Source organism: Streptomyces argenteolus (genome assembly GCF_042902585.1).
Lineage (GTDB): Bacteria > Actinomycetota > Actinomycetes > Streptomycetales > Streptomycetaceae > Streptomyces > Streptomyces argenteolus.
The window spans coordinates 116,656-139,791 of sequence record NZ_JBIBEG010000008.1 but is presented as its reverse complement, the minus strand read 5'-3'; the positions used below and the strand labels follow the sequence as shown (position 1 = coordinate 139,791).

At 70.5% G+C, this 23,136-nt stretch carries 22 protein-coding genes and 1 tRNA gene; 14 read left to right on the top strand and 9 right to left on the bottom strand.

Annotated features, from left to right (window positions below):
• Positions 1-242: 242 nt before the first annotated feature.
• From ACFY8O_RS26130 to ACFY8O_RS26120, 3 genes are all read left to right on the top strand, one after another.
• Entirely contained in the window at positions 243-1,388 is a 1,146-nt protein-coding gene (locus tag ACFY8O_RS26130) for a P1 family peptidase (RefSeq protein WP_387906342.1), read from the top strand.
• A 123-nt stretch (positions 1,389-1,511) separates the two neighbouring features.
• Positions 1,512-2,258 (top strand): DUF6227 family protein, encoded by a 747-nt coding sequence (locus tag ACFY8O_RS26125; RefSeq protein WP_387906339.1) that lies wholly within the window; start codon positions 1,512-1,514, stop codon positions 2,256-2,258.
• A gap of 142 nt (positions 2,259-2,400) precedes the next feature.
• Positions 2,401-3,441 (top strand): helix-turn-helix transcriptional regulator, encoded by a 1,041-nt coding sequence (locus tag ACFY8O_RS26120; protein ID WP_387906337.1) that lies wholly within the window; start codon positions 2,401-2,403, stop codon positions 3,439-3,441.
• Positions 3,442-3,561: 120 nt separating this feature from the next.
• On the opposite strand, the gene ACFY8O_RS26115 is transcribed toward ACFY8O_RS26120, so the two are convergent.
• On the bottom strand, positions 3,562-4,560 hold the full coding sequence (locus ACFY8O_RS26115) for a sigma-70 family RNA polymerase sigma factor (protein ID WP_145809187.1): 999 nt from the start codon (positions 4,558-4,560) through the stop codon (positions 3,562-3,564).
• Positions 4,561-4,707: 147 nt separating this feature from the next.
• On the opposite strand from ACFY8O_RS26115, the gene ACFY8O_RS26110 reads away from it, so the two are divergent.
• Entirely contained in the window at positions 4,708-5,289 is a 582-nt protein-coding gene (locus tag ACFY8O_RS26110) for a GNAT family N-acetyltransferase (RefSeq protein ID WP_387906333.1), read from the top strand.
• Here the strand turns inward: ACFY8O_RS26110 and ACFY8O_RS26105 are convergent.
• Positions 5,237-6,016 carry a dioxygenase family protein gene (locus tag ACFY8O_RS26105; RefSeq protein WP_387906331.1) on the bottom strand — a complete coding sequence of 260 codons (780 nt, stop codon included), beginning with the start codon at positions 6,014-6,016 and terminating at the stop codon, positions 5,237-5,239. The two genes, ACFY8O_RS26110 and ACFY8O_RS26105, sit on opposite strands and share 53 nt — an antisense overlap.
• 183 nt (positions 6,017-6,199) lie before the next feature.
• Between ACFY8O_RS26105 and ACFY8O_RS26100 the strand changes: the two genes are divergently transcribed.
• A complete protein-coding gene (locus tag ACFY8O_RS26100; protein ID WP_145809193.1) occupies positions 6,200-6,712 on the top strand; it encodes a MarR family winged helix-turn-helix transcriptional regulator in 513 nt (170 codons plus the stop codon).
• A 145-nt stretch (positions 6,713-6,857) separates the two neighbouring features.
• Here the strand turns inward: ACFY8O_RS26100 and ACFY8O_RS26095 are convergent, their stop codons facing one another.
• Together ACFY8O_RS26095 and ACFY8O_RS26090 are read right to left on the bottom strand one after the other, a co-directional pair.
• Positions 6,858-8,384 (bottom strand): MFS transporter, encoded by a 1,527-nt coding sequence (locus tag ACFY8O_RS26095; RefSeq protein ID WP_145809195.1) that lies wholly within the window; start codon positions 8,382-8,384, stop codon positions 6,858-6,860.
• A gap of 189 nt (positions 8,385-8,573) precedes the next feature.
• Positions 8,574-9,236, bottom strand: a complete 663-nt coding sequence (locus ACFY8O_RS26090) for a TetR/AcrR family transcriptional regulator (RefSeq protein ID WP_145809198.1) — start codon at positions 9,234-9,236, stop codon at positions 8,574-8,576.
• A 262-nt stretch (positions 9,237-9,498) separates the two neighbouring features.
• Between ACFY8O_RS26090 and ACFY8O_RS26085 the strand changes: the two genes are divergently transcribed.
• The gene (locus ACFY8O_RS26085; RefSeq protein ID WP_387906328.1) at positions 9,499-10,776 is read left to right on the top strand and encodes a M6 family metalloprotease domain-containing protein; all 1,278 of its coding nucleotides are present in this window, start codon (positions 9,499-9,501) and stop codon (positions 10,774-10,776) included.
• A gap of 4 nt (positions 10,777-10,780) precedes the next feature.
• Here ACFY8O_RS26085 and ACFY8O_RS26080 read toward each other — a convergent pair whose 3' ends face one another.
• Positions 10,781-12,613, bottom strand: a complete 1,833-nt coding sequence (locus ACFY8O_RS26080) for a class I adenylate-forming enzyme family protein (protein WP_387906326.1) — start codon at positions 12,611-12,613, stop codon at positions 10,781-10,783.
• Between the two features lie 348 nt (positions 12,614-12,961).
• Here ACFY8O_RS26080 and ACFY8O_RS26075 point away from each other — a divergent pair.
• From ACFY8O_RS26075 to ACFY8O_RS26050, 6 genes are all read left to right on the top strand, one after another.
• Positions 12,962-13,034: transfer RNA gene (locus ACFY8O_RS26075), tRNA-Arg, on the top strand.
• 731 nt (positions 13,035-13,765) lie between these two features.
• Complete coding sequence (locus ACFY8O_RS26070) at positions 13,766-14,293, top strand: hypothetical protein (protein ID WP_387906324.1); 528 nt, start codon at positions 13,766-13,768, stop codon at positions 14,291-14,293.
• Between the two features lie 6 nt (positions 14,294-14,299).
• The gene (locus ACFY8O_RS26065) at positions 14,300-15,238 is read left to right on the top strand and encodes an SRPBCC family protein (RefSeq protein WP_145809202.1); all 939 of its coding nucleotides are present in this window, start codon (positions 14,300-14,302) and stop codon (positions 15,236-15,238) included.
• 767 nt (positions 15,239-16,005) lie between these two features.
• Entirely contained in the window at positions 16,006-16,569 is a 564-nt protein-coding gene (locus tag ACFY8O_RS26060; RefSeq protein WP_145809204.1) for a hypothetical protein, read from the top strand.
• A complete protein-coding gene (locus ACFY8O_RS26055; protein WP_387906321.1) occupies positions 16,566-17,075 on the top strand; it encodes an STAS domain-containing protein in 510 nt (169 codons plus the stop codon). The genes ACFY8O_RS26060 and ACFY8O_RS26055 overlap by 4 nt, the downstream gene beginning before the upstream one ends.
• A gap of 478 nt (positions 17,076-17,553) precedes the next feature.
• Positions 17,554-17,778 (top strand): cold shock domain-containing protein, encoded by a 225-nt coding sequence (locus ACFY8O_RS26050; protein WP_387906319.1) that lies wholly within the window; start codon positions 17,554-17,556, stop codon positions 17,776-17,778.
• Positions 17,779-17,814: 36 nt separating this feature from the next.
• On the opposite strand, the gene ACFY8O_RS26045 is transcribed toward ACFY8O_RS26050, so the two are convergent.
• The 3 genes from ACFY8O_RS26045 to ACFY8O_RS26035 all read right to left on the bottom strand — a co-directional run bounded on the left by ACFY8O_RS26045 (position 17,815) and on the right by ACFY8O_RS26035 (position 19,978).
• On the bottom strand, positions 17,815-18,270 hold the full coding sequence (locus tag ACFY8O_RS26045; RefSeq protein WP_145809210.1) for an SRPBCC family protein: 456 nt from the start codon (positions 18,268-18,270) through the stop codon (positions 17,815-17,817).
• Positions 18,271-18,531: 261 nt separating this feature from the next.
• A complete protein-coding gene (locus tag ACFY8O_RS26040) occupies positions 18,532-19,230 on the bottom strand; it encodes a DUF4232 domain-containing protein (RefSeq protein WP_387906317.1) in 699 nt (232 codons plus the stop codon).
• A gap of 112 nt (positions 19,231-19,342) precedes the next feature.
• Positions 19,343-19,978: a VanZ family protein gene (locus ACFY8O_RS26035; RefSeq protein WP_387906314.1), complete on the bottom strand. Its 636-nt coding sequence runs from the start codon at positions 19,976-19,978 to the stop codon at positions 19,343-19,345.
• A 156-nt stretch (positions 19,979-20,134) separates the two neighbouring features.
• Between ACFY8O_RS26035 and ACFY8O_RS26030 the strand changes: the two genes are divergently transcribed.
• Complete coding sequence (locus tag ACFY8O_RS26030; protein ID WP_387906311.1) at positions 20,135-21,325, top strand: sensor histidine kinase; 1,191 nt, start codon at positions 20,135-20,137, stop codon at positions 21,323-21,325.
• Positions 21,325-21,975, top strand: coding sequence for a response regulator transcription factor (locus ACFY8O_RS26025; RefSeq protein ID WP_145809218.1), 651 nt, complete (start codon positions 21,325-21,327; stop codon positions 21,973-21,975). Before ACFY8O_RS26030 ends, ACFY8O_RS26025 begins: the two co-directional genes overlap by 1 nt.
• Before the next feature lie 363 nt (positions 21,976-22,338).
• Here the strand turns inward: ACFY8O_RS26025 and ACFY8O_RS26020 are convergent, their stop codons facing one another.
• Complete coding sequence (locus ACFY8O_RS26020) at positions 22,339-22,992, bottom strand: DUF6585 family protein (RefSeq protein ID WP_387906308.1); 654 nt, start codon at positions 22,990-22,992, stop codon at positions 22,339-22,341.
• Positions 22,993-23,136: the final 144 nt, after the last annotated feature.

The following is a 23,136-nucleotide window of genomic DNA, read 5'->3' as shown; positions in this document are numbered from 1 at the left end:
GAAACGGACTGCTCGGCTGCGGCGGGCGGTTCTGGTGGCTCGGTCACCCGGCCACCGTAGGTCCGGAAGCGGCGTTCGATCCCGTTATGTGCCCCTATGGGGTGAGCGCGTCGCCCAGGTGGCCCGCGCCGGGAGCGCCACGGGCCGGGGACCCGAGCCGGGGCGGGCGCCTGTACGTTCACCGGTGACAAGGCCCCCGCGCCACCCTGCCGCGTACCGCCGCACGCCACGAGGAGCCCGTGATGACCGAGGACGCCGAGAACGTGCCCGTACCCGGCCCGCTGGACGCGCTGACGGACGTGGACGGACTGCGCGTCGGACACGCCCGGGTGCCGGGCGCCGGCGCGCTGAGCGGGACCACCGTCGTCCTCGCACCCGAGGGCGGCGCGGTGGCGGCCGTCGACGTGCGCGGCGGCGGCCCCGGCACCAGGGAGACGGACGCCCTCGACCCGCGCAATCTGGTGCAGCGGGTGGACGCGGTCGTCCTGACCGGCGGCAGTGCGTTCGGTCTTGACGCCGCGTCCGGCGTGATGGCCTGGCTGGAGGAGCAGGGGCGCGGCGTCCCGGTCGGCCCCTCCCAGGTGGTGCCGGTGGTCCCGGCGGCATGCCTCTTCGATCTGGGCCGGGGCGGCGACCACCGGGCCCGCCCCGACGCATCGACCGGCCGGGCCGCCGTGGAGGCGGCGGCGGCCTCGGAGCCCGGCTCGCCGGTGGCCGAGGGCACGGTCGGCGCGGGCACGGGCGCCGTGGCCGGGGCGCTCAAGGGCGGTGTCGGCACGGCGAGTCTGCGGCTGCCCTCCGGGATCACGGTCGCGGCCCTGGCCGTGGTGAACGCGGCGGGTTCCGTCGTCGATCCGCGGACCGGGGTGCTGTACGGGGAGTACGGCGCGGGGGAGCCCCCCACGCATCCCGCGCGCGAGGTGCACGAGGCCGCGCTCCGGCGGCTGAAGGAGATCCGGGAGGCGCGGGAGGGCGGCACACCGGATCGGGGCGCGTTCAACACCACCATCGCCGTCGTCGCCACCGACGCGGCGCTGGACCGCGCGCAGGCGCAGAAGCTCGCGGGCACGGCGCACGACGGGCTGGCGCGCGCCGTGCGGCCGGTCCACCTGCTCACCGACGGGGACACCGTCTTCACCCTCGCCACGGGCACGGTGGCCCTGCCGCCGGAGCCCCTCGCCACGCTCAACGACATCCTGGCGGCAGGTGCCGACACCCTGGCCCGGGCCGTGGTGAAGGCGGCCAGGGCGGCCCGGGGCGTGGACGGCCCGGGCGGCACCTTCCCCTCGTACGGCGAGCTCTACGGCGAGGCGGCCGGGCGTACCGCCGGCCGGGAGGCCGAAGCGTCTCCGCAGGCGCCCGGGGGCGAGCTCCACGGCGCACCCTGACGGGGGGTGGGAACTTTCCGCACGAGCCGTACGTTTTTTGCGAACCCCGGTCACGATGTCAGACCCAGGGACTACGTTATGCACGCATCGGGTAACACGCGGCGACGGCCTGGAGACAGCACCTTGAGCGATCCGTACGAGACAACCGAGCAGCACCTCGAGCGACTCCTGCGATGCGCCCTCAACTCCTTCGATCTGTCCGACAGCACGGTCGACCGGCTCGGGACGGCCCTGGCGCACAGCAGCTCCCTGCATTCGTCCCACCACAGCGCCGTCCTGCGCCGTGAGACCTACCGGCACACCTATCTGCTCTCCGACGGCACCACGCTCACCCTCTGGGAGCTGGTGCACGGCGGCGCCAGAGAGACCGGCGAACCCCTCCGGCACGAGCTGTACGACGACGAGGCCGACGCGCAGATCGCCGCGGCGCGCCTCGCCGGCAGCTTCTGGGACACTCCCGCGTTCGGCGACGACACCCTGAGGGAGGACCTGGAGGCCCTCAGCATCCTGATGAGCGTCCCTCCGGTGCCGCTCCCCCGCATGTACGCGCCGGACAACTCCGCGGACCACGCCCGCCGCGTCCTGCGCCGCGCGGAGAACGCGGACCGGCCGGGCGCCGCGACGGCCGGGCTGCTGCGGGCCGCCTTCGCCCACCACATCACCCAGATCTTCGGCCGCCAGTGCCGGGTCGACGGCCAGGACGCCGGTTTCACGCTCTACGAGCACGCCTTCCTGCTCCTGGACGGCAGCGAGACCAGCCTGTGGGAGGTCGAGCACACGGCCACGCCCGACGGCCGCCACATGTGCGAGGTGTACGACGACGAGCACGCCGCGCGCCGGGCCATGGAGAACCGCACGCGGATCTGCTGAACGCCGGGGTCCTGCCGCCCCGGGGCGTGCCGGGGCCCGGGCAGCCGGCGCTCGGGGCCCGTCGGCACCCCCACCTCGCCGGAGCTCAAGATCTTTCGCCTTCAGGTCAGAGCGTGACCTGAAGGGAGGGCATTCTGAGCCCATGACGGATACCCCGGCACGGCTGCTGACCCTGCTGTCACTGCTCCAGACCCCGCGGGAGTGGCCGGGCCGCGAGCTGGCCGAGCGGCTCGAGGTGAGTCAGCGCACCATCCGGCGTGATGTCGACCGGCTCCGCGACCTCGGCTATCCCGTCGAGGCCACGCGCGGCTCGATCGGCGGCTACCGCCTGGTCGCGGGCACCGCCATGCCGCCCCTCCTGCTGGACGACGAGGAAGCCGTGGCCATCGCGGTGGGGTTGCGGGCCGGCGCGGGGCACGCCATCGAAGGGGTCGACGAGGCATCCGTACGGGCGCTGGCGAAGCTGGAGCAGGTCCTCCCGTCCCGCCTGCGGCACCGGGTCTCCTCGCTGCAGAACGCCACGGTCGCCTTCACCCGGGGCGACGGAGCGACCATCGACCCCCGGACGCTCACCGCCATCGCCTCGGCGGTCACCGCGCGGGAGCGGCTCCGCTTCGCCTACCGCGCGGGGGACGGCACGCCGTCGAAGCGCCAGGCGGAGCCGTACCGGCTGGTGAGCACGGGCAGCCGCTGGTATCTCGTCGCGTACGACCTGGACCGTGAGGACTGGCGCACCTTCCGGGTGGACCGGGTGAGCGAGCCGTTCGCCACCGGCGCCCGCTTCACCCCGCGCGACTTGCCCGCCGGGGACGGGGGCGCCGCGGAGTTCCTGGCCGTCTCGATGTCCCGGACGCAGCCGGAGCTGCGTCTCGACGTGACGTTCCGGGCGCCGGCGGAGGCCGTGCGGGCCCAGCTGCCCGCGGGGCTGGGCACGGTGGAACCGAGTGGGGAGGACAGCTGCCGGCTGCGCTCGACGTCCACGGACTCGCTGGAGTGGGTGGCGCTGCGGCTCGCGATGGTGGACTGCGCGTTCGAGGCTCACGGACCGCCGGAGCTGGTGGAGCACCTGCGCGGTCTCGGTGCCCGCCTGACCCGCGCCGCCGCACCGTCTCGGGCGGGGCGCCGCCCGAGGCCTGACGTGGACGAACCCGGGGCCTGGCCGGGGACGAACCCAGGGGCCTGACATGGATGAGCCCCGGCGCCGGGGGGGGTGGGCGCCGGGACTCAGCTCAGGGGACCGGAAAGGAGACCGGTCGTCGGGCCGGTGCGAACCGGCTTGATGGGGAGATTACGGGTTATCGGCTCACGCCGCAGCGTCAAAGCCCGTGTCGTGAGCCATTCGCTTCAATTCGAGCAATGCGTGCTTCTCGATCTGGCGGATCCGCTCCCGTGTCAGACCGTGCTGCTTGCCGACTTCGGTGAGGGTCCGCTCGCGGCCGTCCTCGATCCCGTACCTCATCTTGATGATGGAGGCGGTGCGGTTGTCGAGCTTGCCGATCAGGTCCTCGAGCTCCTCGCTGCGCAGCAAGGTCATCACGGACTGCTCGGGCGAAACGGCGGAGGTGTCCTCCAGCAGGTCACCGAACTGCGTGTCGCCGTCGTCGTCCACGGACATGTTCAGGCTGACCGGGTCACGGGCCCAGTCCAGGACGTTGCCCACGCGCTCGGCGTTGGAGTCAAGCTCGGCGGCGATCTCCGCGTGCTCCGGGTCGCGCCCGTGCTCACGGTTGAACTCACGCTGCACCCGCCGGATACGGCCGAGCTCCTCCACGAGGTGCACGGGGAGCCGGATGGTGCGGGACTGATCGGCGATCGAACGGGTGATGGCCTGCCGGATCCACCACGTGGCGTAGGTGGAGAACTTGAAGCCCTTGGCGTAGTCGAACTTCTCGACCGCGCGCACCAGACCCGCGTTCCCCTCCTGGATCAGGTCGAGCAGCGGCAGGCCCGCCCTCGGGTAGCGCCGGGCCACGGCAACGACGAGCCGGAGGTTGGAGCGGATGAATATGTCCTTGGCGCGCTCGCTCTCGGCGACCAGCGCCTCCAGCTCCTCACGCTTCGCTCCGCCGGCTTCGCTCTCCACCACACCGTCGAGGATCTGCTGGGCGTAGACACCCGCCTCGATCGTCTGCGAGAGCTCGACCTCCTTGGCGGCGTCGAGCAACGGTGTGCGGGCGATCTCGTCGAGGTACATGCCGACCAGGTCGCGATCGGCGATCTCGCCAGAGGCGCGAACACTGCTTGCCCGGTCGGTCCCGCCGGTGCTGGCGGACGAACGTCGGGCGACGGCACGGGTTGCCATGCGTGCTCCCTTGCTGAGTAGGTCGCGACACCCTCCCGGGTGCCCTGCATCCGATGGAAACAACGACTGGAATCCGGACAGAATTCCCACGGCGCCCATTCACTTTCGAGATCATGCAGTACCCTGTCGCCCTCCAACGGAGGACAGATGTCGCAGATACGCACAGAAGTGCAGGTCAGGCCGGGCGCGGAAACCGATCTGCAGCCCCTTACGGACATCTACAACCATTACGTCCGTGAGACCGCGCTCACATTCGACACGGCCACCTTCACTCCGGAGGAGCGCCTGCCGTGGCTGCGCTCCCACCCTGAGGACGGCCCTCACAGGCTGCTGGTTGCTCTGGAGCCTGGTACCCGGGACGGCGCGCCGCATGTCCTCGGTTATGCCACCAGCAGCCCGTACCGCCCGAAGGCCGCGTACGGCACGTCGGTCGAGGTGAGTGTGTACCTCGCCCCAGGGGCCACGGGCCGCGGCGTGGGGACCCTCCTCTACGGGGCCCTGTTCGAGGCTCTCGCCGGCGAGGACCTCCACCGCGCCTACGCGGCGATCGCCCAGCCGAACGAACCCTCGGTCCGGCTGCACGACGCCTTCGGCTTCCGGCACGTCGGCACGTACACGGAGGTGGGCAGGAAGTTCGGCCGCTACTGGGACGTCTCCTGGTACGAGAAGCCGCTGCTCACCCGAACTGCACCGACCGCTTCGCCAGACCCATCCAGAAGCCGTCGATGACGCTGCGGCCCTGACCGAGCTCGTCCCCGGCGGCCCCGAGCGTCACGAACAGCGGCGCGAAGTGTTCCGTGCGGGGATGGGCCAGCCGGCCCGCCGGTGACTTGTGCTCGAAGTCCAGCAGGGAGTCGATGTCCTGCGCCTGGAGCGCCCGGTGGCCCCAGTCGTCGAACTCCGCCGACCATCCGGGAGTGCCGCCGCCGTGCCGCAGGGCGGCCAGGTTGTGCGTGAAGAACCCGCTGCCGACGATCAGCACGCCCTCGTCCCGCAGCGGGGCGAGCTTGCGGCCGATGTCCATCAGTTTGCGGGGGTCGAGCGTCGGCAAGGAGATCTGGAGCACGGGGATGCCGGCGTCGGGGAACATCTCGACCAGCGGGACGTACGCCCCGTGGTCGAGCCCCCGGTCGGGGATGTCCTGGACCGGGGTCCCCGCGCCGCGCAGCAGCTTGCGGACGTCCTCGGCGAGCTCGGGGGCACCAGGGGCGGCGTAACGCACCTGGTAGTAGTGCTCGGGGAAGCCCCAGAAGTCGTAGACCAGGGGCACGGTCTCGGTGGCGCCGAGCGCGAGCGGGGCCTCCTCCCAGTGGGCGGAGACCATCAGGATCGCCTTGGGGCGCGGCAGCCCGGCCGACCAGGCCGCCAGCTCACCGGGCCAGACCGGGTCGTCGGCGAGCGGCGGGGCGCCGTGCGAGAGGTAGAGGGCGGGCATGCGTTCCTCGGTGACGGTCATGGCACTCCCATTCCTCTGCCGATCAAGGTATGTGTGTTCTCTACAGGCACCGGGAACGGGCATCTGCGGCAAGCACCGGGAATTCGGCAGATCGATACGTCGAAACAGTCCCTTGAATCTTCAAGTTCCCACTACCGGAGACCTTAGCTCTATCTAGTTCAACTTTCAAGAAAAGGTCGTACAGTGGAGTACATGACCACGGCAACCACCGGTGGGCCCCGTTGGCTCACCGCCGAAGAGCAGGGCGTGTGGCGCGCCTACCTGCACGCCACCACGCTCATGGAGGATCACCTCGACCGCCAGTTGCAGCGCGACGCCGGGATGCCGCACATCTACTACGGACTGCTCGTCCAGCTCTCCCAGGCCCCCCGGCGGCAGAAGCGCATGACCGAGCTGGCCAAGGACGCCAAGATCACCCGCTCCCGCCTCTCGCACGCCATCGCCCGGCTGGAGAAGAACGGCTGGGTGCGACGCGAGGACTGCCCCTCCGACAAGCGCGGCCAGAACGCCGTCCTCACCGACGAGGGGTACGAGATGCTGGCGCGGTCCGCGCCAGGACACGTCGAGGCCGTGCGCCAGGCGATGTTCGCCCGGCTCAGCCCCGAGCAGGTGGCGAGCCTCGGCGAGATCATGCAGGTCATCGCGGCCGGTCTGCAGCCGGAGGGCACGGACGCGGACCTTCCCTGGCTCCGCTGAGCGGAACGGACGCGGACCTTCCCCGGCTCCGCCGAGCGGAACGGACGCGTCGGGCACGTGTCCGCCCCCGCCGAGGGGACGCGGACACGCGGCTGCCCTGGCTCCGGCGGACGGAACCAGGGCAGATCTCACCGGGGTGACCGGATCAGTGCGCGACGACCGGGATCTTGTACTCGTCCTCGACACCGTCCGCACGGCCCGATCCGTCGGCCGGACCGGCCGTTCCGGCGCCCGGGCGGCCGGTGTTGATCAGCGTCACCGCGATCGCCGAGGCGACGACCAGGATGCCGACCGCCCACCAGATCGCGCTCGCGAAACCGCTGACCATGGCCTGGAGCTGGAGCAGCTTCGGGTCGGTGGCGCCCGCCGCGTGATCGGCGATGTACGCGGTGGTGGCACCGGCGGCGATCGTGTTCAGCAGCGCGGTACCGATGGCGCCGCCGACCTGCTGCGAGGTGTTCACCATGGCCGAGGCCACACCGGCGTCACGCGGCTCGATACCGTGCGTGGCCAGCGACATGGCCGGCATGAACGCCGTACCCATACCCAGGCCGAGCAGCAACTGCCCCGGGAGGATGACGGCGGCATAGGAGGTGCCGATGTCCAGCTGGGTCAGCAGCAGCATGCCGACGGCCGCCACGAGGAAGCCGGGGCCCATCAGCAGCCTGGGCGGGACGCGGGTCATCAGCCGCGCGCCGATCTGGGTGGAACCGGTGATCATGCCCGCGATCATCGGCAGGAACGCGAAGCCGGTCTTGACCGGCGAGTACCCCTTGACGACCTGCAGGTAGTACGTGAGGAAGAGGAAGAGTCCGAACATCGCGATGATGGCCAGGCCCAGCGACAGGTAGACGCCTCCGCGGTTGCGCTCGGTCAGGACGCGCAGTGGCAGCAGCGGGGACTTCACGCGCGACTCGGTGATGACGAAGGCCAGGAGCAGCACACCGGCGGCGACGAACATGCCGACGGTCAGCGAGTCCGACCAGCCGGCCGCCTCGGCGCGGGTGAAGCCGTAGACGAGGGCGACGAGGCCCAGCGTGGACAGGACGACGCCGGGGATGTCGAGAGGCGAGCGGTTGCGGCTGCCGGCGGGTTCGCGGATGACGAAGTAGGCACCCGCGGCGGCGATGATCGCGAAGGGGATGTTGACGAAGAACGTCCAGCGCCAGTTCAGGTACTCGGTCAGGAAGCCGCCCAGGATCAGGCCGACCGCTCCGCCACCGCCCGCGATGGCACCGTAGATACCGAAGGCCTTGGCCCGCTCCTTGGCGTCCGTGAACATCACCGCGAGCAGGGAGAGGGCCGCCGGTGCGAGAAGGGCGCCGAAGGCACCCTGCAGGGCGCGGGAGCCGAACATCATCGCCTCGCCCGTGGCGGCGCCGCCCAGGGCGGAGGCCGCGGCGAAGCCGAGCAGGCCGACCACGAAGGTCCGCTTACGGCCCCAGAGGTCCGCGATGCGTCCGCCGAAGAGCAGGAGACCGCCGAACGCGAGCGCGTACGCGGTGATGACCCACTGCTTGTTTCCGTCGGAGATGCCCAGGTCGGTCTGGGCCGAGGGCAGGGCGATGTTCACGATGGTCGCGTCGAGCACGACCATCAGCTGGGCGAGGGCGATGAAGGCCAGCGCTTTCCAGCGACTGGGATCCGGAAGGGTGCCGGCTGTTTTCGACATGGGAGAAGCCACCTAAGGACACGAGGAGATGCGGTGCCGGCGGCGGGCCGTGGACGGACCGTCGCCCGCAACCGAAAAAGGGCGGGCTGTACTGAGGACCGGACCTGCTGCTCAGGTCCCGGCCTGCGTCATGGGCGTGGGGTCGGCCTCTGTGGGCGCGGGTCTGCTGGATCTTCCGGTGCGCGGGCGTCAGTGCCCGCGGCGCAGGTCCTCCAAGGTCGCCGCCGATCCGGGCAGTTCGGAACGTGCCGGGGATTCCAGTCCGTCCAGGAAGAGCTGCAGATGGCGGTGGGTGAACCGGTCTATGTCCAGGCAGGCGGTGCCGGGCAGAGGCCGGGTGAGCTGGGAAAGGGCGACGAGTACGTCACCGACGGCGATGTCGGTACGCAGCCTCCCCGCGGACATGGCGCGCTCCACGAGCCCTTCGACCGCACCTTCGAGGCGACGGCGCTCGGCGAGCAGTTCGGGGTGGTCCTTGTCGAAGCCGCCGGAGAGCATCGGGCACAGGGCACCGATCCGTTCGTCGGCCGCCGCGTGCACGAAGCGGCTGAGCGCGGCGAACGGGTCGGACTCGGCCGCCACGGCCTCCTCCGCCCGCTCGGTCGTGCGCGAGGTGACGGCCAGGACCACTTCATGGGTCAGAGCGGCGCGGTCGGGGAAGTTGCGGTAGAGCGTGGCGTTGCCGACTCCGGCACGCCGCGCGACCTCGTCAAGCGGCACATCCGGCCCGAACTCGACGAACATCTCGCGCGCGGCCGTCACGATCCGCTCCCGGTTGCGCAGCGCGTCGGCCCGCGGACGGGGCGTACGGCGCCGCACGGCACAGGCGGCGGTTTCGGCGACGGTCTCCACGACTGCTGCCCTTCCCTTGCGGTGTATGGCCGGCCCTCGGCTTCAACCGGGGACCACTTCCCCGTTTCGCGGGGACACAGGTACAAACGGGGAAGCCGTCCCCGGTTATTTCTGACCGCGATGTGACCTGAGTCACATATTTCTCGCCGCAGCGTCACCCGACCGGCGCACCCAGCGAGCGAGCCCCGGTCACCCCGCAGAGGCTGATCGCCAGAGCGCAGCCCGGGCCCGGCCGGCTGCCGCGGAACCGAAGGCGAGCCCTATGCAGCAGCCCCGCCACCGGATACGCGGATACCGCCGGCCTCTCGCGCTCGCGGGAGCGACGGCCCTCGTCATCGCGACCATGGCGTCGGCCAGCTCCACGCTCCCCCTCGCGAGCCGGGCCTCGGCGGGGCCCGTGGCCGCCCCCCGGGGTACCGGTCTCGCCCCCTGCCGGATACCCGCGACCATGGGCGTACAGATGTCCGAGGGGATGCCGACGCCCCCCGGGTACGCCCGGTCCACCGGGCGGATCAGGGCCCTCAACCTGATGATCGACTTCCCGGACGCGGAGGCGACCGAACCGGCGGCGGACCGGCTCGCGGAGTTCTTCCCGCAGACCTCCGACTGGTTCCGCACCAGCTCCTACGGCCGGCTGACCTATGTGCCGGAAGCACCCGTCCAGGACTGGCTCCGGATGCCGCTGCCGTTCTCCGAGTACGGGATCGAGCGCGGCTCCCCGTACGAACCGGGCTACCGCAAGCTCGTCAAGGACCTCGTGAGCGTGGCCGACCTCAAGGTCGACTTCGGCGAGTACGACCTGGTCAATGTGCTCGTCACCCCCAACGCAGGCCCCTCCGCCCTGGACACCGTCCTGTCCGTGACCTTCTCCGGCAACGACGACGCCCCCTTCGCCGACGGCGTCCCGCTCGCCAACACGTCCTTCGTCTACAGCCGCCAGGACGACGGCTCGGGCTCGTACGCCGAGACCGGCTACCGGGTCCTCCCCCACGAGAACGGCCACGTCTTCGGGCTGCCCGACCTCTACACGATGGAGGGCGGCGGCTCCGTGGGGCACTGGGACATCATGTCCGAGGACTGGGGGGCCAACAACGACCTCCTGGGCTGGCACAAGTGGAAGCTCGGCTGGCTGGGCGGGGACCAGATCAGCTGCGCCGCGATGCCGGGCACCAGCGACCACACCCTGGAACCGCTGGCCGCACCGGGCGGCCCGAAGCTCGCGTTCGTGCCGCTGAGCGGCCAGTCCGGTTACGCGGTCGAGGTGCGCACCGCCGAGGGCAACGACGAGGCCGTCTGCCGTCCGGGCGTCCTGATCTACAAGGTGAGCTCCGACGTCGACACCGGCCAGGGCCCGGTGTCGGTCGAGGACAGCACGGAGGACAGCGGCGGCTGCACCCGGCGGCCGAACGTCCACGCCGAGCTCTCGGACGCCGCCTTCCAGCCCGGGGAGACGTTCACCGACCGCACCAACGGCATACGAATATCCGTGCTGGAGAAGGACGGCGACGGCAACTACCGGGTGCGGATCACCCGCCCCTGAGCCCTCACCCTTGTCCCTCTCCCCCGCGCACGTGCTCCTGAACGGCGTCGCGCAGCTCCCGCTTGAGGGTCTTCCCCGTGGCGTTCCGCGGCAGCGGCTCCCTGGCCACCAGCACATGAGCGGGGACCTTGAAGGCGGCCAGCCTCCGCCCCGCATGCGCACGCAGGGCGTCGGGCGTGACCACGGACCCGGAGCGCAGTCGTACGACCGCCGCGACCTCCTCCCCCAGCACCGGATGCGGGACACCGAGCACCGCCGCGTCCTCGACGTCGGGGTGATCGTGCAGAACGGCCTCGACCTCGACGCAGTACACGTTCTCGCCGCCCCTGACCACCATGTCCTTGATCCGGTCGACCACGGCCACCCGCCCCTCGCGGAGGACGGCGAGGTCCCCCGTACGGAACCAGCCGCCGGCGAACGACTCGGCCGTGGCCGCCTCGTCGCGCCAGTACCCACGGACCAGGGACTGCCCGCGCAGCCAGAGCTCACCGGGCTCGCCGTCCGGGACGGCCTCTCCCGCCGGGCCCGCGATCCGCACCTCGGTGACGGGCGTGGGGGTGCCGACGCAGTCGGGATGGGCCCGGTACTCGGCACCGAAGTTGGCCAGCACCCCGCCGCTGGTCTCGGTCAGCCCGTACCCGTTGCGCGGCTCGATCAGCTCACCGTGCCGGGCGGTGAGCCGCGCGACCAGGTCGGGCGGGGCCGCCGCACCCCCGGTGTTCAGCATCCGCAGGCTCTCCAGCCCGTCCCCGGCCCGGTCGGCGGCCCCGAGCAGCTGGAGCGCGGTGGCCGGAACGCCCGCGTAGACCGTGACCCCGTGCCGCCGGATCAGCCGCAGGGCCTCCTCGGCGTCCCACTTCGGCATCAGGACGAGGGTGCCGCCCGCCGCCATCGCCGCGTACAGGCTGGTGAACGCCGCGACATGGAAGAACGGGAAGGTCATCAAGGTGACCGGCGCGGGCCCCTGCCCCGGGAGGACCCCGCGCCGCAGCGCCGAGACCGCCGCCTGGTAACGGGGGTTGAGCGCCGCCCCCACCTGGGCGAGGTGGGTGGCCACGGCTCCCTTGGGCCGGCCGGTGGTGCCCGAGGTGTAGATGATCGTGGCGTCGTCCTCCGGCCGGATCTCCACATCGGGGGGCGCCGCCCACGGATCGGGCTCCGGGAAGCCGGCGTACCGCTCGGCCCCGGCCACGCTCTCCGCAGTGTCGTGAGCGTCATGGAAGACGACGACGCGCGCCCCGGCCTTCTCCCCCCAGGCCGCGACCTTCGGCAGCTGCTCGCCGTCGACCAGCAGTACCCGAGGCTCGCAGTCGTCGAGCGCGTGACGGAACTCCGCCTCGGTCCACCAGGAGTTGAGCGGCACGGCGACGAGACCGGCGAGCTGCACCGCCCAGAACGCGATCTGCCACTCGGGGTGATTACGCATGGCCACCACGGCCCGGTCGCCTTGCCGCAGCCCGTACGTCTCGGTGAATCGCCTGGCCAGCGCGGACGCGGCGGCGAAGAACTCCCCGTACGAGCAGGTCCGTCCGCCCGAGATCAGGAAGGGCTGCTCCCCGAAGGCCCAGGTGGCCTCCACGAACTCCCGCAGCGTGCGCGGCCCGTTCGCGTAGACGAGGACCTCGCGCTCGTCCCGGACGACGGCGAAGGGAGAACCGGCAGCGGTCAGCGAGGCCTCGGCACGGGACCGTGCGGCGCGGTCGGGAGTGGGGGTGGGGCCGGCCACAGGGCCGGGGCCCGAGTCCGCGTCCTCCGGCGAACGGTGGGGGTCCGAGGACCGGTGGGCGCCCGGGGACCGGCTGGGGTCCGGCGCGGGGCTGGGGTCGGCGTGCGGCACGAGCGGCCTCTCCACGTACTGACTCAGCGACCCGGCGAAGCTATGCCCCCACCAGGCCCTCGTCAACCGACCGACCCCGGCACGGACGCCCCGGCGACGGGGCCGGCAGGGACGGACCACGGGACGCCCCTGCCGCCGAACCGCTGGCGCCCCTCCCCCTCGGCGGCCGGCTGGAGCGGGACGGCCGGGCTCACCGCCCAAACACGAAGGAGCGACCTCTGCCCACCCGCTACACTGACGGCGGTGGCCCGATCCCCGTGGACCGGATCACCATTGACCTGTCGGCAACCGACCGAAGCCCACCGCCCACCCGGGCCGGGCCCGGCCCACGGTCACCGACGGTTCCCCGCCTTCGTAGCTCAGGGGATAGAGCACCGCTCTCCTAAAGCGGGTGTCGCAGGTTCGAATCCTGCCGGGGGCACGACACAACAAGCCGCTGACCTGGGGTTTCTCCCTCAGGGAGGCGCTCCACTCGGCCCCGGACTCCTAGTCCGGGGCCGTTTGCGTGAGCGATGCGTGAGCGGACGGGGAGTAGCTGTCCCCGATCTGGCCCCACGGATCGGCACCATTCGGCTGGTGTACGTGTCCGCCGGAATGGTGATCGACGAGTGGCCGAGCATCTCCGATGGCCACCTGGCGCGAGTTCTTCGACTGCGCCGACGGCATCCGGTCGGTCAAAGTCCAGGCAGCTCTGCACGACATACGCGTACGCCTGCGGTGGTTGGTACGGCGGAGTTCTCCCGCGGCTCAACCACTGCGTGGACGAGCACCTCACATCACAGACTGATCGGCGACGGCCGTGGCGAAGCACTCGACGGCTGGCGTCGGACCTCGCCTGCCCGGCGCGCAACCCCGGACTGCCGGCGCCCCCGGCTCCGCAGCAGGAACCATTGCGTCAAGATGCGACCGACACCATTCGGACGAGACTGGGGGTAAAAGACCGGCATTGAGTGATGGCTCTCGGGCTGAGGCGACCGCCCGTCGTGGCCGGAGTCATCGTGTCGGCAAATGACCGGCCCCGCCTGAATTGTGCGGGACCAGGTCCCCTTCATCGCGGTGCCCAAACCGGCGCAGTGGCCACCGCTGGGCAGGACCGTTCACCGCAGCAGTTCGCGCGGCACGGGCGGCCCCGGGGATACAGGTGACGTGCGCATGGACGATCAGACCAAAATTGCTCTCGCCGCGGCGGTTGTCGGCGGTTACGTGCTGGGCCGTACGAAGAAAGGCAAGCTCGCCCTGAGCGTGGGAACGTATCTGGCGGGCGGACGGTTCGGCCTGGACCCGCGCCAGCTTGCTGCCGAGGGAATGCGCAGGCTGGGCGAACTACCCCAGGTTGCCGAACTACAGGAACAGACGAAAGGGGAGTTCGTCGACGCCGGCCGCAAGGCAGTGACTGCTGCTGCCACACGCGGCGTGGGAACGCTCACGGGCACCCTCCGTGACCGCGCGGCCGGTCTCGGTAAGGGAGAGGAAGAGGAGGAAGCGAACGAGAAGCCGGACGAAAACGCAGAGGCGAAGAAGGCAGCCCCAGCGAAGAAGTCCTCCGCGACGAAGCCTGCCGCGGAGAAGGCACCCCGAGCCAAGAAGTCCGACGCCCGGAAGCAGGCTCCAAGCAAGAAGGCTGCGTCTTCAGGACGAGCGGCGAAGAAGATGTCCAAGCTCGCTGATCGCCGGAGGTAGCCCGTCATGACCGGGAAGGACATGAAGCAGCCGGAGACGCAGGAGTCGGGGATGGGCGGACTGCGCGAGGCACTGTCGGGTTTCGTCGATTCGCAGGTCGAACGGCTTGCAGAGAAGGCCGGCGACAAGCTCACGGACGTCGCCGGTCAGCTCACCGATGCCGCCGAGAACGGCAGCCTGCTCAAGATCGGCTCGCGCGTCCTCGGGGGCGAATCCCCTCTGAAGGCATTCCTGTCCGAGAAGGCCAAGGGCCTCAAGGACAGCGTCGTGAACAAGATCAAGGAAGCGTTCGGCGGCGGCAAGGGCAATTCCGGTAGCAGCAAGAGCATGAACATCATTGAGGTCCTCGACGTCGGTGTGCCCCTTCGCACGGCCTACGACTACTGGACCCAGTACGAGGAGTTCAGCAGCTTCACCAAGGGTGTACGCAGCGTTTCAATGAGCGACGAAATGACCAGCGACTGGAAGGTCAAGGTCGGCCCTTCCTCGCGCAGCTTCAAAGCTACCGTCCAGGAGCAGATCCCGGACGACCGGATCGTCTGGACTTCCGAAGGCGCAAAGGGGACGACCAAGGGGGTGGTCAGTTTCCACGAACTGGCGCCCACACTGACTCGGATCGTCCTGGTCGTGGAGTACTACCCGTCCGGGCCCTTCGAAAAAACCGGAAACCTGTGGCGGGCGCAGGGCCGCCGACTCAGGCTGGACTTCAAGCACTTCCAGCGATATGTCACTCTCACCGAGGAAGAGCCGGAGGGCTGGCGCGGCGAAATCCGAGACGGCGAAGTCGTCATGTCTCACGACGAAGCCCTGGAAGAGGAAGAAGCAGCACAGGCCGAGGATTCGGAGGATGACGGCGAGTACCAAGCCGCAGAAGACGGAGAAGAAGACGAAGCAGAAGGGGAGTGGGAGGACGAGCCCGCCGACGAAGACCGGCGGAAGGAGTGATTCCCGGTATGTGACACCAGTAGGACCAAATAACCTGGCCCACTCTGTGCCGGCCCGCCCCTGCGCCCGTCGAGCACGGCAAGGCCGGGACCGGCTTCACCTCGCTGGAAATGCCGCCTACAGGCCGCCCCGATCGGGAACGCAGCCATCTGCAGCCCGGCCAGAAACGGTTGTGCCCCGAGAAATGGCCGCCGAGGTGCTGCTCCAGTTTCGGTGCCCAGCGATCCGCCGCCGCCGACAGACGGGTTCCGACTGCCGCCACCGCCTCCGCTGCCGCCAGAACCGGCGTCACCGCTGTAGCCACCGGGGCCCCGACGAGGGAACCGGCGCTCCGGCATCACCGCCGTCGCCCCCCGCCGCCTCCGCATTCTTCGCCGGTCGCGGCAGCCGCAGCTCCCGCCCCTGCCTCTGCCCCGCCGTAGCCGCCCGCTCCCCCTAGCTACTCGTACCGCCAGACCCACCGAGCCCTCCGTTTCCGCCGGTCGCGCCGACTGCGGCGGCGGCTTTGGCGTTGCCGTCCGAGGGGAGTTGGGTGGCGAGCGTCACCCCCGCTTCATCTGGGCCGGGGGCCGGGTACGTCTTCGGAAGCGCTCAGCAATGGTCCGCGATGTCGCCGGATACGAGCAAGGTCATAAGGCGCACACTGCTTACGTCACCGAAAGAGGCAATGATGCCCGCTCTCATCCACTCCATTGACACAGAGGGTGGATCAGAGGACAGTCCGCCTCATGCAGGGGAGTCATATCCGCACCATTGAGGGAAATCGTATGCGGGAACTCGTCAACGAGCTCCACCGGATCGAGAAACAACAGCATGAGCTCGGGCTGCGGCGTGCCGCTGTCATGCGGTCGCTGGTGCTGGCGTCCGGCGGAGTGAAGGAAGCCGCCGCGCTGCTGCGGTTGGACCGCAAGACGGTCCGGGCCCGGGAGCGGGCCACCGACTTGGCGCTGGTCCTGTACCGGGGGAGCAACACCGAGAAGGTGGGTCCCGATGGCCGTGTCTACGGTGAGACCGGCGAGGAGGACAGCCCGGCCCAGCGCGATGCGGACCGCATGTGGTTCACGATCGCTCAGGACAAGCGGCCCCTGCTGCGCGCCCTGGTCTACATCGCCGACGGGCGGGTGCGCCGGGTACGCGCTGTCCTGGATGGCCCTTGGCAGGAGAACGAGCAGGGCAAGGTAGCCGTGCCCGTCGGACCACCCCTGTCCGCGGCCCACTTGGCCGACCAGTTCCCCGTCCTTCCCTTCACTCTCGGCGACGCACGCCCTATGGTGCGGGGCAAGATCCGCGAGTACCTCACCTTGGGCCCCAGCGAGGAGCTGTCCCCATGAGGGGCCTGCGGATACGAACCAGCCTCCACCAAGGCCATCCGCTGCTGATTCTCACCGGGGAGCTCGACTACGACACCGCCCCCCAACTTCAGGCTGCACTCGACATCGCCCCCCGCCGTGGCCCGCCCCACATCCTGTACTTCGACGTGCGCGGCCTCTCGTTCTGCGACTGCTCGGGCCTGAACCTGCTACTCCGGGCCCGCACCCGCAACACAGTGGGCCTGTTCGGGGCCGGGGCCCAACTCATGCGGCTGCTCGGCCTGGCCGGCGCCCACGGTCTATTCGAATTCCCCCAGCCGGCACTCCCCGCAACACACCCGTCCGGCACGCACACACTGGCCGACGACAGCATCGGACCGGACCCGTACGAGTTGCGAAGGGCACGGGTCGACGCCACATTGAACGCGAGCACGGACGAGACCGCGAGGGCCCTCGCAGCCGCGCTCGGCCCCCCGCCCGGAACGCAGTTGGCCGGCCCGGCGCGCTCGGACGAAACCGGCGGATAGACGCCTCCTTCTGCACCTGCTTCAACGTCTTGCCCCGACACATGGTCGCCCCGGTTGATCCACAACCGCAGTCGCCTGGCCGGCACGCCCCGCCCCGTCCCACAGTCCGAGGATGCGTGCAGAGCAGTTGCCACCCTGGCGTCTTCTCCTGGGTCCGTGCGGGCCGGAACGAACGATCACCGTGGAGGGGGAACAACCGTGCGCTCGTGGCAACGCCCTGCTGGCTTGGGTTACGGCCGGTCGCTGACCTGGCCGGTGAAGCCTCTGCCCGTGGCAGCGCGAAATGGTCGCTTGCGCCATCAGCAAGGCGGAAACCGGAGCGATCGCTGAGGGGCGCCGTCCGATTTGCGTTGCCGGCGTGGCAATGGACCGGCGGAGACCGCCCTGCGCTCGGCGCGGGGGTGGTGAGGCAGCGCTCCGCCTTCCCGGGCTCCGGCGCCGGCCGCGTCGGCACGGTGGAAGCCCCAGAGTTCCGTCCATGGTGACTGCGACTGTCCGCGAGTGGAACGACGAGGAGAGGTGGGGTGTTCTCGACTCACCCGAGACCCCCGGCGGCTGCTTCGGCCACTACGCCGACATCCAGGCGGCAGGCTTGCGCACACCGGCGAGCGGGCAGCAGGTCGACCTCACGTGGGAAGCCCCTGGCTTCAAGCAGGACGGGTATGACTATCGCGCGGTGAGCATCGTGCCTCGTGCTGTCTGACATCCTGAGCTGACAGCGACGACGGCGTACGTCCACTCACCGGTGCCGGTCGCTCGCGACATGTTCACGTACCGCGATCCGGGCCAGCTTCGTCAGCATCATGCCGTTGCGGATCGCGACGGCGTAGTCCACGGGGAGGCCGTGCATCCGCGTGCCCGGGCCCCGGAGTGGATGCCAGTCGAGCGTGAAAAGGGTGTGCTCGCCCCAGGGGGTCAACGACATGGCGATGCGAGCTGCGCCGAAGGGGCCTGCCTTCGCTTCCAGTTGCAGGCGGTGTCCCGGCTCGGAGATACGGACCACACAGGTGTCGTCGAGGGTGACAGGACCGGCCCCGATGCGGACTTTCAGCCGGGCGCCGACGTCCGGCCAGTGCGGGTCCACGGCGAGGACCTCCTGGGTCCCGGTCACCCACTCCCCGTAGCGGCGGCCGTCCGAGAGCAGGCGCCAGATCTCGGGCGGCGAGCTCAGGATCAGCCGGCGATTCCGGGCCATGATCACGCTCCTGGAGGGTGGACAGCACGGCGGACAGTTCGTCATGGCACCCCCGGAACGAGGACGTCCGGCCGAGTCTCCGGCCCTCCTACGAGCTTGTCCTCCAGCGTGATGCCGATCGCACACTCTGGGCAGTCCGGGAGATCCGGACGGGTGAATCGGCACATCCGGTGACGCCGGCCCGCCCGGAGGGCGAGCGCCTGCGTCCGGTGGGCCGGGAGGCGCATCCCGCGCTCGCTCGCCCAGTTGCCGGGGCGGGTCTCAGGAGGTGAAGGGGACGGCGGCCTGCGGATCGGTGTGCCAGTTCGTGACGATCGGCTTGTCGACGAGAACACTGCCGACATTGAGCGAGATGGGGTTCGGGTCGTCGCCGGTGACGGAGACGATGGCCGTGCTGTACTCGGTGCTGCCGTCGCTGTTGGTGCTCTTCGGGCTCACCCCGGCGTACACCGTCTTGCCGCCGGACAAGGTGATCTCCTCGCCGGCGGACTGCTCCGCGGGCCCGGCCTCCGTGCCGCCCGAGCCGAAGGCGATGACGGGCAGGCCCCCGGGCAGGACGCAGGTGATGCCCGACTTCGCCTTGACGCTGATCTGGTAGTAGCCGCCTGCCTGGGTCTTCTCCTCACCGTTCCAGTCCAGGTCGTTCGTGCCGCAGGGCTGGCCGTACCCGGTCTTGTCGCCTGCCTCCGAGGAGCCCGAGGAGGAGGTGGAGGAAGAGTCCTCGGAGGCGTCCGCCGCGCTGCCCTCAGCCTGGCCGGAACCGGAGTCCGCGGTCTTGTCCTGGGACTTCTGGGGCTCCTGGGACTTCTCGGGCGAAGCCGGAGCGGCGGCCTCAGGGGTGCCGGCGTCGGACTCGGCGACGGGCGAGGCTCCGGTCCTGCTTTCCCCGCAGGCGGTTGTCAGGAATCCGGCGGTGACAGCGACGGTGACGACGAGGGCGTTGCGCAGACGGCGGTTCATGGGGGCGGGTTTCCTTCCCGGAATGATCAAAAGGTGTTCAGGAGCGGGCGTACGCGCCGTACACCCCGAGTGCGGCGGAAGAGGCAAAGGAAGAAGCAATGGGAGCGTGGGGTCAAGGTCGGACGACAGGGGCCGCGATCGGGGCCTGTCCAGGTGTGCCGGCGGGTGCTGTCCGGCGGCGGTCGTCCTGGAGCGCGGCGGAGCGGGGCAGCGAGGCTGCCAGGAGCGGCCCGCTCAGGGCCGGTGCGCGCAGGGCGAGCGTCACCAGGGCGTAGCCCGCGATTCCGCCGAGCGTGTTGGCCAGGACGTCGTTGATGTCCACGGAGCGGCCGTTGTTCAGGACGATGTAGGACAGCAGTTGCGCGGCTTCCAGGAACAGGCTGGCCGCCGCCGTCATCAGAGCCGCCCGCGACCATGAGGTCGCGTGGCGGAACAACAGCGGCAGCAGGAAGCCGGCCGGCACCATCATGATGACGTTGGGGATCATGGTGACGTCGGCGGTGAGCAGCGGTACGGGGTTGATCTGCCCGACCCAGGAAGCCTGGTTGGCGTATTCGCCCCACGTCACGTTCAGCGGAAAGACCGTCAGGGACAGTACGGCGGCCACGTAGACAGCTGCGGCGAGCTGAAGCAGGGCGCGACGCTTGTTCCACGCTCCGCGCCACACCTGGACGACGGTGCCGACGGCGAACAGGACGAGCAGGGGTCCGAGAACGGGTGCGGAGTCCACCTGGATGCGAATGTCCATGAGGGGCGATCCTTCGGTCGGGGCGAGCTGCGCTGACGTGCTCCACTTTCCTTCCGGGGCCAGGCCCCGCGGATCTTCCGAAAGGCCCATTCTCCGGCGGACGGCTACGACTTTCGGCAGAGCGTCCCCCTCGGCGAGCGCGGCTAGGGTCTGACCATGTTCAAATCACCGCGCGCCGCGGCCGTCGGCCGGTTCGTAGGCAGCGCCCTGTTGTTCTGCGTCCTCGGGGTGGCCCTGCTGATCGACTTGAGCGTCGGCACCCTCGAACATCAGGGCACCGGGATCGTGTTGTTCGTGTCGACGGCCGTGGCGGGGGCGGGGGCCTTTCCGGCCGTGGGCATCAAGCTGCCCCCCGCGCCACTGGCGTGGGCTGCGTGCGGTGTGGCCGTGGTGTCGCTGGCCTGCTCGGCCGGACTGGGTGTGATGGCGCGCGGCGGTACGAACCTGGACGACGCCTCCGACGCCTACACCCTGTTCGAGCCGGCCGCCCTGATGGTGCTGCTGCACGTGACGGCACGGCGGGGCTCCCCGGCCGGCACCGCCGTCGCCCTGCCGCTGCTCATGACCGCGCTCATCCTGCGTCCGCTGGTGGTCGAGGTGGACGAGTCCAGCAGCATCCTCGCGCTCATCCTGACTCTGCTGGCCGGCGGAGCGCTCGCCTCCGGCCTCACCAGCCGGCTGGTCGCCGTCTCCCGCCGGCAGCGCGAAGCTCAGATCAGACTCGAACAGCGACTGGGCTTCGCCCGCGACCTGCACGACTTCGTGGCTCACCACATATCCGGCATCGTGGTCCAGGCACAGGGTGCCCGGGCCGTGGCGGCGAAGAGACCGCAGGCGGTGGGTGACGCCCTCGAACTGATCGAGACCACCGGAGCCGAAGCCCTGACCGCCATGCGCAAGATGGTCGGCGCCCTGCGGGACGACACCCTGCCGCACGCACAGGCACCGGGCACGGGCGCCGTCCGCGCTCTCGTCGCCGAGTGCCGGCTGCCTGGTGCCACGGTGGTCTTCACCGAGACCGGCCCGGCCGACAGTCTCCCCGCGAACGCCGCCCACCTCGTGGAACGCGTGGTCATGGAGGCGCTGACCAACGTCCGCAAGCACGCCCGCGACTGCACCGACGCACAGGTGCACCTCGACGTTTCGCGCCGCCGGGTCACCGCGCGGATAACCGACGACGGTACTCACGTCCCGTCCGACGGCTCCGGCTACGGACTGCGCGGCCTGCGCGAGGTCACGGACGCCGCAGGAGGCACGTTGACCGCAGGCCCCGGCCCCGGCCCCGGCCCCGAGACCGGCTGGCACGTCGAGCTCGATCTCCCTCTCCCTCTCCGGCAGGTGTCCTGATGACCATCCGTGTCCTTCTCGCGGACGACCAGACGATCGTCCGCACCGGCATGGCCATGATCCTGGGAGCCGAGGACGACATCGAGGTCGTCGCCCAGGCCGCCGACGGGGTCGCCGCGATCCAGCAGGCCGACCAGCACCGCCCCGACGTGGTCCTGATGGACATCCGCATGCCGCGGCTGAACGGCATCGAGGCGCTGAGGCACCTCCACCGTCCCGGGGCGGCGCACACCCCGAAGGTCGTCATGGTGACGACCTTCGACGACGACGAGTACGTCCATCAGGCTCTGCACGCCGGAGCCTGCGGCTTCCTCCTCAAGGACGCGGGTCCTCGTCTGCTGGCCGAGGCAGTCCGCTCCGCGGCCTCCGGCGAGGCCCTGATCAGCCCCTCCATCACCGTCCGCCTGCTCCAGCAGTTCGCCCGCCCCGCCGCGGCAGCCGCCCCGGCGCGTCCTTCGCCCCTCTCCCAGCGCGAGACCGAGGTCGCCGCCCTGGTCTCCCGGGGACACACGAACATGGAGATCGCCGCCGCTCTGCACATCAGCGCGGGGACGGTGAAGACGCATCTCACCAACATCCAGAGCAAACTGGGGGTCCGCAACCGGGTCGAGATCGCGGCCTGGACCTGGGAGTCGGGTTTCGCCCGCTGACCGTCGAGCGACACGGCGCCGGCGGGCCCGGTACTACTGCACCTGGGAGTTCAAGCTCAGAAGGTCCTCAGGACTTTCCGTTTCGGGTTACGACAACGGGCGCACGATGCCATGTTCGTCTCCCTACGGCACACGATCGCGTGCCGTGGCCACCGCCGTCAGCCGGCTGACGGCAGGCATCCGAGGAGACGCACATGATCGCAACCCTGGGCGCGGGCACCCTGATCGCCGCAGCCGTCACCGTGCTCGCCGTCGCCGGCCTCGCCGTGTTCGCCGCCGTGTGGTTCGCGCGGAGCCGGTAGCGCCCAAGGGAGGCGAGGAGCCCCTGGCGCCGAAGGGGGCGGAGGGGGCGAAGGGCCCGTCTCAGGCGCAGCCCATGCGCCGGCAGATGTCGCAGAACAGGTGCAGGTTGGCGACGTGTGAGACGGGCACCGGCGGCAGGGCCTGACCCCGGCGGTGCGCGGCCGGGAAGGTGAGGTGGCCGTTGGAGGGGCCGATCCGCGTCAGGTCGGTCCACGCGGCGGAACGAGCCTTCACCGATACGCCCGCGCCGCTCAGCGCCACCGCGCCGAAGCGCACGGTCTCGCCCTGCGCGAGGCGTTCCAGCACGCGGGTCATCTGGGCGCCGGTGATCATCTGCTGGATGTACGGACCCCAGTCGCCCTCGAAGGTGAATGGCGCGCCCTTCACCAGTGACCTGATGCCGAGCTCCTCCCGCCGGCGCGGGAGGACCATGTCGAGGCCACGTCCGATGCCCACGGCGGCCCCGCTCCGGTCGAACAGCGTGCATCTGACGTCCGCCACGGCTGAGCCGTTGACCGTGGTGATGCTCTGCAGAACGCTCGCCGTCTCCCAGTCGTACGCCGCCCGGTAGCCGCCGGGGCCCGTGACGACGAGGCCGTTGTCGAAGAAGTACAGCCGTGATCCCTCCCACTTCCGGAGGAACAGGCCCTTCTTCGGGAGGTAGGTCGCTCTGCCCCAGGCACCCAGGCCTCGTTGCTCCGCCAGTGCCGTCACCGGCTCGGTGGGCGCCGGCCCGGGTCCGCTCTCCGCAATGCCGAATCTCCCACTACTCCCCTCCCTCCAGGGCCCGTTCGGCGCCTGGCTGTGCCGGCGGCCGCAGCGTGCGCCGGCGCCCGGTGCTGACACCCACCTCCACGC

What these genes read in the sequence shown, in the direction of transcription:
- ACFY8O_RS26130 (WP_387906342.1), top strand. Translation starts at nt 243, where the DNA reads ATGACCGAGGACGCCGAGAACGTGCCCGTACCCGGCCCGCTGGACGCG.
- ACFY8O_RS26120 (WP_387906337.1), top strand. Translation starts at nt 2,401, where the DNA reads ATGACGGATACCCCGGCACGGCTGCTGACCCTGCTGTCACTGCTCCAG.
- ACFY8O_RS26115 (WP_145809187.1), bottom strand. Translation starts at nt 4,560, where the DNA reads ATGGCAACCCGTGCCGTCGCCCGACGTTCGTCCGCCAGCACCGGCGGG.
- ACFY8O_RS26110 (WP_387906333.1), top strand. Translation starts at nt 4,708, where the DNA reads ATGTCGCAGATACGCACAGAAGTGCAGGTCAGGCCGGGCGCGGAAACC.
- ACFY8O_RS26105 (WP_387906331.1), bottom strand. Translation starts at nt 6,016, where the DNA reads ATGACCGTCACCGAGGAACGCATGCCCGCCCTCTACCTCTCGCACGGC.
- ACFY8O_RS26095 (WP_145809195.1), bottom strand. Translation starts at nt 8,384, where the DNA reads ATGTCGAAAACAGCCGGCACCCTTCCGGATCCCAGTCGCTGGAAAGCG.
- ACFY8O_RS26085 (WP_387906328.1), top strand. Translation starts at nt 9,499, where the DNA reads ATGCAGCAGCCCCGCCACCGGATACGCGGATACCGCCGGCCTCTCGCG.
- ACFY8O_RS26070 (WP_387906324.1), top strand. Translation starts at nt 13,766, where the DNA reads ATGGACGATCAGACCAAAATTGCTCTCGCCGCGGCGGTTGTCGGCGGT.
- ACFY8O_RS26065 (WP_145809202.1), top strand. Translation starts at nt 14,300, where the DNA reads ATGACCGGGAAGGACATGAAGCAGCCGGAGACGCAGGAGTCGGGGATG.
- ACFY8O_RS26060 (WP_145809204.1), top strand. Translation starts at nt 16,006, where the DNA reads ATGCGGGAACTCGTCAACGAGCTCCACCGGATCGAGAAACAACAGCAT.
- ACFY8O_RS26055 (WP_387906321.1), top strand. Translation starts at nt 16,566, where the DNA reads ATGAGGGGCCTGCGGATACGAACCAGCCTCCACCAAGGCCATCCGCTG.
- ACFY8O_RS26050 (WP_387906319.1), top strand. Translation starts at nt 17,554, where the DNA reads ATGGTGACTGCGACTGTCCGCGAGTGGAACGACGAGGAGAGGTGGGGT.
- ACFY8O_RS26045 (WP_145809210.1), bottom strand. Translation starts at nt 18,270, where the DNA reads ATGGCCCGGAATCGCCGGCTGATCCTGAGCTCGCCGCCCGAGATCTGG.
- ACFY8O_RS26040 (WP_387906317.1), bottom strand. Translation starts at nt 19,230, where the DNA reads ATGAACCGCCGTCTGCGCAACGCCCTCGTCGTCACCGTCGCTGTCACC.
- ACFY8O_RS26035 (WP_387906314.1), bottom strand. Translation starts at nt 19,978, where the DNA reads ATGGACATTCGCATCCAGGTGGACTCCGCACCCGTTCTCGGACCCCTG.
- ACFY8O_RS26030 (WP_387906311.1), top strand. Translation starts at nt 20,135, where the DNA reads ATGTTCAAATCACCGCGCGCCGCGGCCGTCGGCCGGTTCGTAGGCAGC.
- ACFY8O_RS26025 (WP_145809218.1), top strand. Translation starts at nt 21,325, where the DNA reads ATGACCATCCGTGTCCTTCTCGCGGACGACCAGACGATCGTCCGCACC.